Here is a 13,887-nt window from a genome sequence, read left to right on the forward strand (position 1 = left end):
TCCCGATTAGATGAATTTCACATCCAAGTCAATACCATTTGCAAAGGCAACTTGGAAGGTATTAGAATCTGCTCCTTTGGTAACGGTATAGCTTCCCACGATCTCCTCATCCAGGTGCAAAATCACTCGATTCTCATCCAGATACTCCATCTTTACAGGGATTTGCACTTTCACATTGCTGTCTGGCGAAGATTCTCCAAAGCCGAAAGCCCCGTAGGCATTTCTCATCATCACTCTTACGTGACAAGGATAGCTCTGGAGCTGATGAGTAATCTGCACTTCTGTTCTGTCGAAGCGGATGACATCTGTTTCCACTCGCGCAAAATGGACATTGATTCGATCAAAATTCTCGTTAATCTTTAAAGCCCCCGATTTCAATGAATCGGGGGCTGCTAGGTCAACCGAGATTCTGGCATTGGTCACTGCCATTCTCTCTTCACCTCTCTTTTTATTAAGATAGATGCGCCATTAAATTACGGGCCATTGGTGTTACCGTTGGCACGGTTGTGCTTTGCTTGATTCTCACGCGCAACTTTGTTGATGATGCAACGGTTTTCTCAAACTTCAATTGGGTAAAATCAGCATCCACTGGGATTTGCGCAACGGAGGAGCCCATGCTTGTCCACGTGGTGCCATCCAAAGAATATTCAACCGTTTGATTCGTGCCTGACGGACTTGCGAGATCAACATAAACCGTAATTTTGGTGAATGGCGACACGGACGTGATTTCACGGCTCACATATGTCCCGTTTTCTTTATAGGCCATGGCAATCGCGCCAACATTGGCTTGAACCACAGGAGATGATCCCTTCGATTTCAATTTCGCTCTCACATGGATGGTATTGGCAGGTGAGAGCAGCTTTGTCACGTCTGAATCAGCCAAGGCATACCATTCCTGATTATCCGTTGAATATTGCCACAAGATTTCCCCACCCTGTGGTACTAATTGCGTTACTGCCAGAACCATTTGCGTAGCTTGTGTCACACTCATTGGCGCAAATTTCAGGATCGATTCGCCGCTGAATTTCGCACCGTACAGCTTGAATTTCAAATCCATATCTTGGTGTGCTGTCCATGCCGATCCGTTTGAAGACGAGAATAACAATCCCACTGCATAAGGTTGTCTGGCCACGACATTCTGCGATTGCAAATCTTTATTTCCCATGCGAGCTACGTACAATCGATATTGGCTTGAGCTTGTAAGTATGACAATCGCATACTCAACATTTGGCTGTAACAGAATCGGATCGGGAAACGTAACCCTTGTCGCTTGCGATCCATCGTTGGAAATCTTGACTTGGGACGAGTTCAACACCTTCGATGTGAGAACGTTCATCGAAGGGTATCCGTTTGCTACTTGGCGGAGTTGCACCGTTACATCAGCAATCGGGTCTTTTGTTGCGAAAAAAAGATCAATAGACGTAACGTATTTTTCCTCTGTTAAAAGAAATGTTTGTGCTAATGGATCGGTACGTCGCCACCAAGGGATTTGCCAAATGGTCTGCTCTATGACTTGTCTGCGACCGATCCCAACATACGATGCTCTTGCTTCATTTTGAATAGCCATCTCTTTCACCCCTTCTACACTTCATTCCAGAATCGAACTTCCCTTGTACCTGTACGGATGTTCGCAGGAATGGTAAATTTACACGTAAATCGTCCTCTGCCATCTGCTTTCATCGTCCCGTTTAACGTCCCTCGTTGCGCTCCATCCGTTGCTGTAAGCGCAATCTCTACACCATCAAACGTTGCTTTGATATTGTCGCTGTACGGTTCAAAGCCTTCTCCCTGCACAATCACTTCTCGCTGACGAATGAAAGGTATGTTTTCATCCAGAATCACTCGTGTTTCCGTGCGTGTTCCAGTCCACCAATCCCACCACCAGCCCCATACGGTTCGAGTAACAGTTGACGATTCCACCCACGAGTCATGAGAAGGTGTTAGTCTTATTGTTGCTATGTTGCCAAATACTAGGTAGGGGTTTACATTCATTGTTTCTGTTGCGAACGATTGATCGATCAACACTTCTTCTGTGTAATTCATCGTCACTAATTTTTCATGGAATTTTACTGTCGAATTCACCTTATCCAAAGTCAGCTCAAAAAACGTTTGATCAATCGGGAGCTGCAACACCTTTTCTTTTGGATTCAACATGGCATCAAACAATGGGTGCGTTACATCCGACCTTTCGAAATTGGTAAAGTTATCGGTGAACACCCCTTTTTTCAGTAAGGTTGGATCAGAATACTGAGCTGATTTATCGAGATCGTTTACAGCCTGGTTGTACTCTGCGCGTTCCAGTCGATCAAGCAACGAACGCAATTCCAGCATGGTTAATCGTTTAGGCTTACGATTTATCACCCGAACATCATTACTATTCGGAGGCAAATAGATTTCGCCTAATTCCAACACATCCTGAGGTGCAGCTGGCGTAGGCGGATAAACATCGGATTGTCCCGTAATCACTTTGATTTCGCCATCAGCAGTAAGAAAATACACATCTTTTCTGGCTAGATAAAATTCATAGGTAGTTTGGAACGTTGTGTTATTTACTGGCTTATCACCAGATAACCATTTCACCTTGTCATTTTCTAATTTGAAATCGGTGCCTGGCACCATCGTTTTCGTGTAGCGATAAACAACCGTATAAGTCGTTCCTCCAGACGGTTCTGTTCCTACCAAAGACCAATCAACAGCATTGCCAGATAGCTGGTAGTCTGTTCCTTTCGTATAGGTGATTGATCCTGCCGTAATGGAAACGATGTCAACAGCAGGAGTTTTGGGTAATAAATCTTGTGTTCCCCCAACATTTCCTCTCGTAAGCGTAGCTGTTGTTTCGACGGTGGCTGTAACGGTTTGAATAGCCTTGACTGGTCGAGAATTTAGCAGGTAATCACTTGTTCCGTTGGCGTATGTTTTTGTTTCATTCAATACCGCTCGCGTATCAAAAGCCTTGGGAATACTTATGCGCAAAGGAACCAATTTCATAATTTCATAGCCCTGCACATACGCTTTTCCTGCATCTACAACCAGTGTGACGTTATTTTCATCCTTTGGTTCAATAAACCCGTCCATCCCAGATACAAGGAAGTTGCCGCTTGTGTCATGCGTTCTGCGTGCAAGCACAGGAACAAAGCCCTCTAGTTCGGGAGGCAGTTTGGCAGTGATTAGCTGACCATCCTGCAAACGGTACATTGTTGTTGCTGTCGCATCATTAGCAATCCATTTTGGATTAGCGACAAGTCTGTCTGCGCCAGGCAAACCAAAATTAGAATATCCGAGAGCAGGGTCGAGCAAGCTTTTATCATCTTCGTAGGTGATTGTGTCGTATTCTACTTTTAATCCAATTGCCTCTTCACCGACACCTGTAATCGTCAATGTTGTTTCGGGAATATCGTGAATTATCCCATCCAGATACACTCTTGCAGGCGAAATTTTCAAGCTTGTTTTGTTTCCATTAACGTATAATTGACCGCCCTCAATAATATGGCCTGATCCAAAAATGACGTCTCCTATTTGTTTGTCCCGCTGCAAAGCAATGGATTGCATTTCGTTGATCTCAGCGGTTTGTAGTCGTCTTCCCCCTACCGCTTGAACAGATACCCAACGCTTCGAGGGATCAAAACGGTTGTAATGTGTTGGCATAATTCAACCTCCTTAAAACTCGATGATAAATTCGATCGACTCTTTTTGAGTTGCTTCACGTGGAATCGGTGAACGGTTATTGGCAACAATGAAAAAGCCAAGATCCGCAACATCGCTGATTGTAATGATTTGCTTATTGGCTGGCACTCCTGGCTTCAACGCCAATCCTGTGTATATACCTGTTTGTCGATAGGTTACGACAGGGAATTGATCGTAATTGAGCCATACTTGAATATAGACCCAACGACAATCAATCGACTTCGCTTCCTGTTCAGAAATGATTTTCCACTTTTGTCCTTGCTGCTCAATGGTCCCGTTTGGATCGGGAACGACGAATGCTACTTGATCAGCACGTTTTAGAGCTACCAATTCTTGCAAAGTTGTTCCTTCGGTTACTTGGGGTACCGTTTCTGTCTCATTCCATTGAGCCGTTTTTCCCACCGCAACCCAAACACTTTCATCTTTTACGAGCTTAAACGCTTCAAACGTTCGCAAGCCCTTCACATCACTCGTATAACTTGGCATTCCAGCACCCCCTACGTCATTTTTTTAATTGTGCATTGCTGAATAGAAAACGTTTCATCACTAAAATGAACATCATCAGAAAAGGAGACATTTGGCGTCCACCAGCTTTTTCTGTCGGCGTCCCTATGCTCTGATAAAAAAAGAGAGTGATGATTGGCACGAATCACGTCTTCTCCACTCAGCTCATCACCGAATCGATCATGCATCGTTACGTCAGTAAAAAGGGACCGAGTGGAAGCCACCGATCCCAGATCAACCTTGATTTTTTCTTGCAGAAGGACAGAGAATAAGTATTGAAAGCCGGACAGCCCCATCAATTTAACTAGACCTTTGGCAATCAATAACATTTCGGGAGTTGAAAAAATAACTGTTGTTAACGGCATAAATTCCATCCCGTCCGCCATGACACCGGATTCGGAGAGTACCATTCCATCCTCTGGCATATCTCGATATGTTTCCCGAATCTTGAACCCTTGGGCCAGAAGGGTTTCCAGGTTCATCGTTCCAGAGGACCTGAGTCTTGTGATCAATTCCTCGTAGCTATCGACTCCAAATTCCTCACGCCATAGATCAATCGACTTTTTGCTTAGCAGGCTAGTAAAAAAAGCTTTCCACATCTCACCGTCTACATCAGGCATATGGATTTGGACAGCTTCCATAATTGCTTTCATTTGCCGACTTTCCTGATAGTAGTCAGGCAAGTACTTCATGAGCTGGATCGTCATAGGATGGTCACCACCGGATGAATGGCGCTATCATTGCTTAATGTAATGTTTTGCAGTGGTTCAATCATAGTTGCATCGGTCGCACCTGCATTCATAACAGCGGCAAGAATTTTGGCCCAATAGACTGTTCCGCCTACCTCGATTTTACGCAGATATTCCTGGATAGCACTTGCAGCGGCAGCTTCAGGAATACCTACTACCTTTATGGTGATTGGTACTGTCTGCATTTGTACCTTGCGTACTTTTACATCTACACCACTTGGTTTTTTCAGATCGATAAATTTTTGTGTGTCTGCGACGATTTTATTCATTTGCATTTCATTGCCGCCAACAACCACATCGACTGATCCGATACCTCTTGGTTTGTCGATCGCTTTTGCATAAGTGACACCCGTAACACTTAATGCCCACCGCACATAATCAGAGTCAGTTCCCCCATGCTCGGGATTGCGTTTTTGATATAAAATCCGATTTCTCAAACTCTGGTCGCTTTCCTCATCCGTTCCACCCTTCGCCGGGTCTGGATTTGTTACCGTCCAAATATCCGGAATTGGATCAAATATCAGTGTAATGGTATGAAAAGGCACATTCCCAATTATGCCAGCAATTTTGCAGGTCGCTCCAACTCTTGCTCTCCCGTTAGAGTCAATCGTTACGGCTTCATCTGTCGTAAAGGACAGATCAGAATCAGGAATACCACAAGTCGTCCCTTTGGGAACTACTTTTCCTACAGCCCCTGTAAACTCTAGCATTACCGTAGCGGGACTGGCTGGCGTGCGTGAAATACCATGATCCTGTGCAATCAAGTCAAGATAATACCCCTCTGCCTTGACAGCAAAGGCTTGCTCCAAAATCTCGCGAAACTTGCTCTCCTCAATCCACAATTGCATCGCGATCGGTGCCAGGGCATCATAAATAATGGACCCTTCACGCTTATCCAATTCATTCGGTACTCGGTTAAGCATTTGTTGAAGCTTGGATTCGAAGCTATCCACTTCTGTTATTGCCACACTACATCACCCCCTTGTATGGAATGATCCCTTCTACTGTATCTACGGAGAAGGAAATATACACTTCGTCATTGTCAGGTACGATCTCAAAATCATAGACCCGATCAATCCGATCATCATAAATGATCGCTTCCGTCACCATTCGCACAATTTCCGTTTTAATAAATCGATCAGAAAAACCTTTGCCAAATAAATTTTTTATTTCGCAGCCATAATCATCTGAATAGATGGAAAAATGATGACGAATGGTGTGAATCGCTTTGGTGATAAATTGTTCAATCGCTTTTCTTCCATCTAATTTTTCACCAATCTCGCCTGTCTCTATATCTAACTTGTACGTTTTAGATGGTTGTGGCTGGGTGTCCAATATAGTTGGAAAATGAATGTTGGGTGATAATCCCATATCTTATCCCCCTTTAGTAAGTGATAAGTCGATCCATGATAAAGAACTTTTGCCCACCTTCGAATGTTGCTACCATTACTTTGTCGCCTTTCTTCAATTCATCCAGAAACTCAATTTCACCATCAGTCAGCGTAAAATTGCTGTCACCAAGCTTCAATGATGAAATGTCGTGAACATGCGGTCTATAACCCTCCACCGACATCGAGTCAGTAACGCTGGAGCTATCTATCGTGGTTTTACCTTTGTTCGTGATCGTAACCTTGCGTTTGTGTTTGCACAAATATTCAGCAACTACGATCAGTTCTTTTGGGATGATCAGTTTGTCGTTGCTCTTCACCCGAATTTTCAACTCCGGCGGTGCAGCAATCACTTCCGCTTCCATCAGATTGGCTACCTTCATGGACTGAAATCCCTTTAAGCTGTGTTGTTTGATTAGATTTCCTAATGACATAAGACCACCCCTACTTCACTGCCGCAATATCATCAGATTCAGACAAAGTAAGCGACATCGTATGCTTTTTCCCTTTGAAAGAGTGACTGTCCTCTTCCACATAGTAAGCTCGCTTGATTCCCAATTCAGGTACGATGACATAGATCGACGTGCCTGTGATCACATCAGGTATTCCAAGGATGTTGCTTAGCTTAAAGGATTGCTTCTCTTTTCCTTCTTTCGCAAGAATCTGGTTCGCTCGCTCCTGCAATTGCGCTCGGTTTATTTTTTCACTTACCTTTTCGTAATGCTGCAGGACCCCGAACTGCTCCAGTAAGGATTTATTTTCGGCTGTCACGATAATCGTTTTCTTTTCCTCTCCCGCTTCCAGCTTCACCTTGGTAACCGTATTCTCAATTGATTTTGAGAACGTATAATCAACGAGGTTCACACCACTCTCAATAACCCATTTTCTGATATTTTCAGTACGAGGAATTAAATGGAGCTTTCCTTCTTTAGAAAAAAGCGCATATCGCTTCCCGGAATGTTGATAGGTGATGTGCAATGCCTTCATGACCATATCGTAGAGAGTGTCACCATCAAACAACAAATAAGGGATCACGTGTCCTGTATTTTTGATATCACCCGTCTGAATCGAAAAATCACTGCATATTTTCTTGGTGATGTCAGAGGCTTTTTTTCCGGTGAACAAATAGGTGTCTTTATTATTGGTAAGGTAAATAAGTGTGTCATAAGCGACAATCGATTGATGAGAACGTGTGAAGTTGCTGGAAAAAACGATTCCTCTAAACAATTCCACATCATCTTTTCGCAGGATGATCCCATTCCCATTACTTACCTGTACCGTCTCATGCATGCCACGATCCGTATAAATGATATTTACAGAGACCTGGCGAGGCGCCTTTGTTTTGGCTCCTGACCAGTCAACACTCTCTACTGTATCTGTAATGTCCATGGTTTTGTTTTTCGTAACGACTAGGACTTGTATCATGGGATAATCAACACCTGGTTTGGATAGATCGTGTAGGGAGGCTTTATTTTGTTTGCTTGGGCGATTTTAAGATAGTCAACCCCGACACTTTTGCCAATGAGATACAAATTATCGCCTGACTTTACATTGTAGGATTTCGGCTTCATTTTTTCATTTGGGCGCTTCCCCTTCTGATTTACCCGAGCGTAGGTTTCTCCATTCTCTGTCTTTGTTTCCGTCGTGCGAACCTTTATGAATTTGTATTCCTTCAGAGAAATATCGTAATAGATGGTACCAACGTCCCCAGCATCCTCTCTTGGTTGAAACGATTCAATGGTAACCAGATAATTCCATTCAATTCCCTCGTCATTGATTACCATGAAACGGATGGGATAACCGCTTTCTTTCCATTGTTCAATCATGGCAACTGCTTCTCTCGGGTCAGGAATGTCTGTATATTCACAAAAGGGTGCATGATATTTGGGAAATTGTGACGAGAAATCAAAGGCTTTCAGAACAGGGTCCTGAATAATGGTTACTTCACCCAAACGCTGTACCGATACGCTTTCATTGGCTGATCCAGCTTTCATACCTAATTGGGAAGGGTTAACTGGCAGTTGCAGCTTTTCACTATTTTTGTTAAAGGTTAACCATATCTCAACCGACATACACACCATCCCCTTCCGTCAGTAATTCTTCCTCCAGCATTCGTTTGAGCTTTTGAATAAATCGTTCTTCATCAGCTTCTTGATGGATGTGTACCTCGCCAACCAATGTATTCACGTTGACTGATCTGGACTGATTTTGGGTTGTAGTTGCCTGATTTGGCGTCTTCAACATAGTCGCTGTTTGTTCTGGGGTTAATGTTCCGCTTCCGCCAATGCTTGAGCCCGTTTCACCTGTTCCAAATTGCATGCTACCGCTGCGATAAAGCTGTGCCTGGCTTGCCGTCAACACCATTTCGCCTTTATGCAACTCAGCAATATATCCGTCGAAAGGCACGTTCTCTAACCCTGTTTTATGCGATCCATTAATTCCACTGCCGCTTGCTTCCACACCCACTTTGACTGTTTGTTTATCTTTAAAAATACCTGTGATGGAATCCCAGATATCTTGCGCGGTTTGCTTGATGGACTCCCAGATTTGTAAAAATCCATCCTTGATTCCTGTCATGAAGTCAGCGCCAATTTTCACAGCACCAGCAATAAAATCTGAAAAGAGCTGTTTAATGTTTTCAATCGCACCAAGAGCTGTTTGCTTCATCGTTTCCCAAGCTCCTGAAAAATCGCCCGTCAACACTTGCAGCACCGCTTTAAAAATGCCTGCAATTATGCCCCACACCAGAGAAATGTAATTCCAAATCGTTGTCATCACCACGCAAACCACGTTCCAAACCGTCTGGAAGGCAATTTGCACAATGGTCCAGATAATGGTCAGATTGTTGATGACTACTGCTGAAATTACTCCCCAGACCGCAGTGAACAGTGTTTGCAGCATCGGCATGATAGACTGAATGTACGTCCACACTTGATTGAACACAGTCATAATAAAGGTCATTGCCTGTTGAATGTAAGGCATGAGCCAAGCAATGATATTCGCTACTACTTCTCGCATTCCAAACCAATTGCCGTACCATGCGGCTGCGAGCAATCCAATTGCTGCTACTACCCAAAAGATTGGATTTGTCAGTAAGCCAATAGCTGCTCCACCTGCTTGAAAAGCCGTGACTACACTTTTTACAGTTGTAATCGCTGTTTGGATTTTGGAAATTGCACCAAATGCCATAAAAGCAGTAACAATTCCAAAAATAATAGGTTTAAGCGTATCAAAGTTGGCAATGACCCACTTGATCCCGGTTGCTAATCCATTAAACACTGGCTGAGCACTGCTCCATATCGCTTGGAATGTCGGTATCATGCTTTTGCCTGTAGCGACCAGCCACAGGAAGCCATTCACCAATGTATCTACTGTTGCTGTAGCTATTTCCTCCAGCATTTTGAATCCTCCACCCTCCGTAAGCCATGTACCGAGGGCCTCAAGCTGTGGCTTTAATTTTTCTAAAGCCCCGACACCTGCGTTTTGAAGGGATGTTTCGATGCCACCTGTAATCGTTGACCATAAGCCGCTTGCTGATTTTGATAGCTTTTCGGCACCACCTTCAAACATGCCATTTGCCTCTTTCATGAATCCTTGCCAGCCAACCTTGTCGAATTGATCTTTGGAGAACTTTAAGCCGAACTCCTTCATCCGTTCAAACTCGCCCATTCTTGCATCGGCAATGGCTTCCATCGACTGTTCAAGGGTTTTACCAGGATTGAGTGCTGCCATGTCTTCCGCAATTTTTAGTAGCTTCATCGCTTCTTTAGGGTCGCCTTTTGCTACCTGTAAGGCTCTTGTTCCGCCTGCGACAACCTCTTTTGTTGAAAAAGGAGTCGCATTGGCGTTTTGACGCAATCCTTCCAAATAGGACTCCGAAGCCTTTTTAACCCCTGAGGCATCCATGGATGGATTACCCTTCCCCATGAAATGCTCAAGTGAAATTTTTTGTTTTTCTAAATCATTGGCAGCTCCAATTGTTGATTTCGCAAACTTCTCTATACCTCCACCAAGCCCAATCGAAGATGCAACTCCGCTCAAACTGCTCAAGCGGTCCCTGATGGATGCGATGATGCCTTTGGTATTGTCTTGGACATTTACCTCGGGAGTTGCGTCCATGTTCGTTGACAGTCTGCCTTTGATAGCCGAAATAGCACCCTTCGTATTATCCTGGACATTTATCTCAGAAGTTGCGTTCATGTTCGTTGTCAGGCGGCTTTTGATTGCCGAAATGGCACCCTTCGTATTATCTTGGATATTTACTTGCGGGGTCAGATCCATACCGCTTAAAGACCGTAATCGATTCGATATCGCTTGAAGCTTGCCAGAAATCCTGTCCTCTAAATCGAAAACAGCGGTTATTCTCGCCACACAATCACCTCCATTCTTGCAAAGATACTTATGATGTGACGATTATCTTCGTTTCGCAGCTCTATCCGCTTTCTTTTCAGCATCAATCTCAACTAACTCAGATGCGTAGATAAAAGCCTTGTGGTAATCATCCATGTCCCATAATTCATGCGGAAGCAGATGATGCTTTTGCCATACCCGATGAGAGATGATGGCATGGTAATCACCACTTTTTATCAGTTTTTTGCTTCTTCAACCAAGTCCTCGAAATCGTTGTCAAAGCCATTTACCCGTTGAACCGCTTGGATAAGCTCAGCATATTCGCCGCCCACATGGAGAATTTCTTTTACGAGATCACATGGGTCAACCAGGCTATAACTTTTCAACAGTTCTGGATCTTTAAAGTTGGGGAAGACTGTGGTTTCAACAGCAAGGCGGTTGGCAAAACGTTTCCAGTCCACTTTTTCTCCCACTTTTTTGCCTTTTTTAAATTGTGGAACTGTACATTCATCCTGCAATTCCTCAATACGTTTCGTATCAATTGCTTTCAATACAAATGGGATTGGATTCCCTTTGTCATCGGTATAGCGATTCGTTACAATCACTTCTTCGGTAACGACTTGCTTCGCCTTACCTTTCATAAAAGCATCCATTGTTTTTGGAATCATCGTCATACCTCCCAAGGTCTGATATGGATTAGTAAGAAAAGAAGGCCGCATCATGCTTGTTCACGATGCGGTCCACTTAGGTGAGTCATTAGAATGTTTCTTTCAAAGCCTCCGGCAACTCGGCACCTTCAAAAGTAAATGGCACTTCTTCTTCCAACGCTTCTGCTTCTACGTCGAACTGACCAATTTTCACAGAATCAATATTGCAATTAAGCAAGGTAACACGCTCAGTACCACGGCCGGACCCTGCATCATCTAGTACGCCTTGAAGGGTGAAATATACGTCTTTTCCTGTTTTCGCGTATTCCAGAATCATCTGTGTAAATTTGGAGGTTACTTTATAGAGCGTAATCGTGCCTGAACCGCTTAGACCGGTTGTCTTTTTACCCATCCAGCGATTTCCAAGGACTTGCACATCTGCTTTATTTTTTTCAATATTTGCCTCAAACGATTTGGCATAAGCAATTTCTTCTCCATTTAAGAACAAACGGGCTTCTTTTCCGTTAATCGTATTCTCTGCGCGAAATTTCCCCATGGATTAGCGCACCTCCACGTTAAAGTAAAATTTCTCCATGCTGTCCACAGGTTGTACACTAATTGTTGCGTACACCTCATCGCCTAGAGATTTTTGCGGATCAACTACAAAATCGTTAATAAAATCTACATTCTGAATGGCACCTGCATCTTGAAGTGCACGCAAATATTGATTAGCGGCATCCTTGAGAAGGGCATGACCATCCTTGCTGTTATCTACCTTACCGATATAGCTTTCGTTTACGACGCGTGCAAAGTCGTTCGCAATCGCGTCTAATACACGAATCACTCGGTTTTTGCTGAAGCGATTATTTCTTTCCTGAGAATATGTGACGAGAGAGTTAATATCTTTTTCTACCTTCACACGTACACCGTCGTGCATAAAAGCAAATTTGCCTTGCTTCAAGGCATCAATGATTTCACTATTTTTCAAACGAGGATTAGCGTCCACTGCGCCTTCATACGCTGTATAGGTATTGGAGTGGACAATGGAAGCCCCCGCTGTTGCTCCTGCTGCCCAAGCTACTGCTTTGACCGCATCGATAAGTGTTCCATCGTTTAATTTCACGCCATTAGCAACATTGATAATGCCCTCGTAATCAGCTGGATGATTAGCTACAACACCCTGAATCTTTTTGCCTTCTTCCTCACGCATACGCTTGATAAATGTCACAAAAGATGTTTTCAACGTTGGATCGTCATAAGGATACGCAATGACATCAAAGTGCTGAGTCTCTGTTGCTCCTAAGTAATCGGTGTGATCCTGGCTGATTACGGTACCGTTCGTTCCTCCCGTAAGCGGCGTTCCTGCCGTGGTTTGAACAGTTCCAGTACCAGAGAAGGTCACCCAAGCATTCTGTTTTAAGTCCTGAATGTTGGTTACTTTTTGTTCATCTACCACGCGACCTTTAAGTAATGTTTTCACAACCTTTTTCGTCGCATCAATAACATCGACCTCAGACGAAACGGTGATATCATTACCGCGTGTTCCACTGTATTTCGCTGTAATTGTTGTCACATTCGGAGTTGTTCCAAATGTTGCGCTTGCCTTCTCACCATCGTTTAGACGGTAAATGAGCAGTGTTTTTGCTTTTTTCTTCGCTTCACGAACCAACAGCATTTCCTGAGCGTTGATGTCAAAGCCGAGCTGTGCCATGACATCTCCTTCCGTTTCAATACGTAGAAACGTTTTTGGTGCCCCCCAGTTCAAAACAAGCGGCATCGTAACCGTTCCGCGTTCGGCTGATTTAATTCGCTCCAAAGCCTTTGCCTTGAAATTCACATATAGCCCTGGTCTTACCTTGTCTACTCCTTCAATCCATGTTCCGCCCGCCATTAGTTAACCTCCCTCTCTAAAAACACCCTGATTTTCTGTTCCACTTCTGATTTGCTTAGTTCTGCTTCCTGTACGCCATAGAGAGCCCCGTCAAAAACCTCCAGTGCAACTCCGAATAATGGAGCAGCATGGGAACGAAGTCTCTCAATCGGGTATTTCACCAGATCCTCTGAAGGTTTGCTTGATGCACCTTCCTTTTTTCCATCACGTGCTTTTCGTGTCGTCATCGTTTTTCGTCCTCTCCTGAAGATAAAACTTCGCCATTTTCATAAAAGTCTCTTTGCTGTAATGGTATCGGCTGCGCCATTTCAGGGTTATCTGTGCTACTCCATCGTCTATCATTTTCACTTCGGACAAAGAGATTCTCAGATATTGCCCCGTTCGATTTCCATCTTCTGAAAGGATAGGAACCAGATTTCTTGCGAAGCGGATGCCATCAGCAATTTGTTCGGCTGCCAGATAAGCCTCGTGATTGTCCATATGAAAAACTTTTATCGGCAACGTATAACTTTTTTGAAAAGTTATTGTTGTATCTGGTCCATCCACAACAGCAGGAGGTGGAACGAAGAGCGCTGGTATAACCATTCCTTCAGGGACATTGTGTGTGTACACTTTGGCATTGAATTTTGACAAGCAAAAGTTCACCACAGATCCCAATTCCTGAAACATATGAC

The 13,887-nt window shown here is 43.8% G+C and carries 16 protein-coding genes; all 16 read right to left on the reverse strand.

The genetic code is table 11. The annotated features are described in order from the left end of the window. Window positions 1-6 precede the first annotated feature (6 nt). The 16 genes from ACPW7N_RS13180 to ACPW7N_RS13255 all read right to left on the reverse strand — a co-directional run bounded on the left by ACPW7N_RS13180 (window position 7) and on the right by ACPW7N_RS13255 (window position 13,882). On the reverse strand, window positions 7-429 hold the full coding sequence (locus ACPW7N_RS13180) for a hypothetical protein (protein ID WP_425651559.1): 423 nt from the start codon (window positions 427-429) through the stop codon (window positions 7-9). Between the two features lie 22 nt (window positions 430-451). After that, entirely contained in the window at window positions 452-1,567 is a 1,116-nt protein-coding gene (locus ACPW7N_RS13185) for a hypothetical protein (RefSeq protein WP_425651560.1), read from the reverse strand. Window positions 1,568-1,581: 14 nt separating this feature from the next. Beyond that, a complete protein-coding gene (locus ACPW7N_RS13190; RefSeq protein ID WP_425651561.1) occupies window positions 1,582-3,645 on the reverse strand; it encodes a DUF4815 domain-containing protein in 2,064 nt (687 codons plus the stop codon). A gap of 12 nt (window positions 3,646-3,657) precedes the next feature. Continuing rightward, window positions 3,658-4,170: a hypothetical protein gene (locus ACPW7N_RS13195; RefSeq protein ID WP_425651562.1), complete on the reverse strand. Its 513-nt coding sequence runs from the start codon at window positions 4,168-4,170 to the stop codon at window positions 3,658-3,660. A gap of 11 nt (window positions 4,171-4,181) precedes the next feature. After that, window positions 4,182-4,895: a hypothetical protein gene (locus ACPW7N_RS13200; protein WP_425651563.1), complete on the reverse strand. Its 714-nt coding sequence runs from the start codon at window positions 4,893-4,895 to the stop codon at window positions 4,182-4,184. Next, a complete protein-coding gene (locus ACPW7N_RS13205) occupies window positions 4,892-5,905 on the reverse strand; it encodes a baseplate J/gp47 family protein (protein WP_425651564.1) in 1,014 nt (337 codons plus the stop codon). The genes ACPW7N_RS13200 and ACPW7N_RS13205 overlap by 4 nt, the downstream gene beginning before the upstream one ends. Window position 5,906: 1 nt before the next feature. Then, a complete protein-coding gene (locus tag ACPW7N_RS13210) occupies window positions 5,907-6,308 on the reverse strand; it encodes a DUF2634 domain-containing protein (RefSeq protein ID WP_425651565.1) in 402 nt (133 codons plus the stop codon). 13 nt (window positions 6,309-6,321) lie between these two features. Beyond that, on the reverse strand, window positions 6,322-6,759 hold the full coding sequence (locus ACPW7N_RS13215) for a DUF2577 family protein (RefSeq protein ID WP_425651566.1): 438 nt from the start codon (window positions 6,757-6,759) through the stop codon (window positions 6,322-6,324). A 10-nt stretch (window positions 6,760-6,769) separates the two neighbouring features. Continuing rightward, complete coding sequence (locus ACPW7N_RS13220) at window positions 6,770-7,750, reverse strand: XkdQ/YqbQ family protein (protein ID WP_425651567.1); 981 nt, start codon at window positions 7,748-7,750, stop codon at window positions 6,770-6,772. Then, the gene (locus ACPW7N_RS13225) at window positions 7,747-8,397 is read right to left on the reverse strand and encodes a LysM peptidoglycan-binding domain-containing protein (RefSeq protein ID WP_425651568.1); all 651 of its coding nucleotides are present in this window, start codon (window positions 8,395-8,397) and stop codon (window positions 7,747-7,749) included. The genes ACPW7N_RS13220 and ACPW7N_RS13225 overlap by 4 nt, the downstream gene beginning before the upstream one ends. Continuing rightward, window positions 8,387-10,696: a phage tail protein gene (locus tag ACPW7N_RS13230; RefSeq protein WP_425651569.1), complete on the reverse strand. Its 2,310-nt coding sequence runs from the start codon at window positions 10,694-10,696 to the stop codon at window positions 8,387-8,389. Before ACPW7N_RS13230 ends, ACPW7N_RS13225 begins: the two co-directional genes overlap by 11 nt. 215 nt (window positions 10,697-10,911) lie before the next feature. Further along, on the reverse strand, window positions 10,912-11,343 hold the full coding sequence (locus ACPW7N_RS13235) for a phage tail assembly chaperone (protein ID WP_425651570.1): 432 nt from the start codon (window positions 11,341-11,343) through the stop codon (window positions 10,912-10,914). A gap of 88 nt (window positions 11,344-11,431) precedes the next feature. Beyond that, the gene (locus ACPW7N_RS13240; protein WP_425651571.1) at window positions 11,432-11,878 is read right to left on the reverse strand and encodes a phage tail tube protein; all 447 of its coding nucleotides are present in this window, start codon (window positions 11,876-11,878) and stop codon (window positions 11,432-11,434) included. A gap of 3 nt (window positions 11,879-11,881) precedes the next feature. Then, window positions 11,882-13,213 (reverse strand): phage tail sheath family protein, encoded by a 1,332-nt coding sequence (locus tag ACPW7N_RS13245; protein WP_425651572.1) that lies wholly within the window; start codon window positions 13,211-13,213, stop codon window positions 11,882-11,884. Then, a complete protein-coding gene (locus tag ACPW7N_RS13250; RefSeq protein ID WP_425651573.1) occupies window positions 13,213-13,440 on the reverse strand; it encodes a YqzN/YkzM domain-containing protein in 228 nt (75 codons plus the stop codon). Before ACPW7N_RS13250 ends, ACPW7N_RS13245 begins: the two co-directional genes overlap by 1 nt. Further along, on the reverse strand, window positions 13,418-13,882 hold the full coding sequence (locus ACPW7N_RS13255) for a phage portal protein (RefSeq protein ID WP_425651574.1): 465 nt from the start codon (window positions 13,880-13,882) through the stop codon (window positions 13,418-13,420). The genes ACPW7N_RS13250 and ACPW7N_RS13255 overlap by 23 nt, the downstream gene beginning before the upstream one ends. Window positions 13,883-13,887 lie beyond the last annotated feature (5 nt).

The sequence above is a fragment of the Brevibacillus nigriterrae genome (assembly GCF_049846925.1).
GTDB lineage: Bacteria > Bacillota > Bacilli > Brevibacillales > Brevibacillaceae > Brevibacillus_H.

Excerpts from the sequence above, each read along its gene's own strand:
- ACPW7N_RS13215 (WP_425651566.1), bottom strand. The coding sequence starts at position 6,759 with ATGTCATTAGGAAATCTAATCAAACAACACAGCTTAAAGGGATTTCAG.
- ACPW7N_RS13245 (WP_425651572.1), bottom strand. The coding sequence starts at position 13,213 with ATGGCGGGCGGAACATGGATTGAAGGAGTAGACAAGGTAAGACCAGGG.
- ACPW7N_RS13210 (WP_425651565.1), bottom strand. The coding sequence starts at position 6,308 with ATGGGATTATCACCCAACATTCATTTTCCAACTATATTGGACACCCAG.
- ACPW7N_RS13240 (WP_425651571.1), bottom strand. The coding sequence starts at position 11,878 with ATGGGGAAATTTCGCGCAGAGAATACGATTAACGGAAAAGAAGCCCGT.
- ACPW7N_RS13190 (WP_425651561.1), bottom strand. The coding sequence starts at position 3,645 with ATGCCAACACATTACAACCGTTTTGATCCCTCGAAGCGTTGGGTATCT.
- ACPW7N_RS13250 (WP_425651573.1), bottom strand. The coding sequence starts at position 13,440 with ATGACGACACGAAAAGCACGTGATGGAAAAAAGGAAGGTGCATCAAGC.
- ACPW7N_RS13195 (WP_425651562.1), bottom strand. The coding sequence starts at position 4,170 with ATGCCAAGTTATACGAGTGATGTGAAGGGCTTGCGAACGTTTGAAGCG.
- ACPW7N_RS13235 (WP_425651570.1), bottom strand. The coding sequence starts at position 11,343 with ATGATTCCAAAAACAATGGATGCTTTTATGAAAGGTAAGGCGAAGCAA.
- ACPW7N_RS13225 (WP_425651568.1), bottom strand. The coding sequence starts at position 8,397 with ATGTCGGTTGAGATATGGTTAACCTTTAACAAAAATAGTGAAAAGCTG.
- ACPW7N_RS13200 (WP_425651563.1), bottom strand. The coding sequence starts at position 4,895 with ATGACGATCCAGCTCATGAAGTACTTGCCTGACTACTATCAGGAAAGT.
- ACPW7N_RS13185 (WP_425651560.1), bottom strand. The coding sequence starts at position 1,567 with ATGGCTATTCAAAATGAAGCAAGAGCATCGTATGTTGGGATCGGTCGC.
- ACPW7N_RS13220 (WP_425651567.1), bottom strand. The coding sequence starts at position 7,750 with ATGATACAAGTCCTAGTCGTTACGAAAAACAAAACCATGGACATTACA.
- ACPW7N_RS13255 (WP_425651574.1), bottom strand. The coding sequence starts at position 13,882 with ATGTTTCAGGAATTGGGATCTGTGGTGAACTTTTGCTTGTCAAAATTC.
- ACPW7N_RS13180 (WP_425651559.1), bottom strand. The coding sequence starts at position 429 with ATGGCAGTGACCAATGCCAGAATCTCGGTTGACCTAGCAGCCCCCGAT.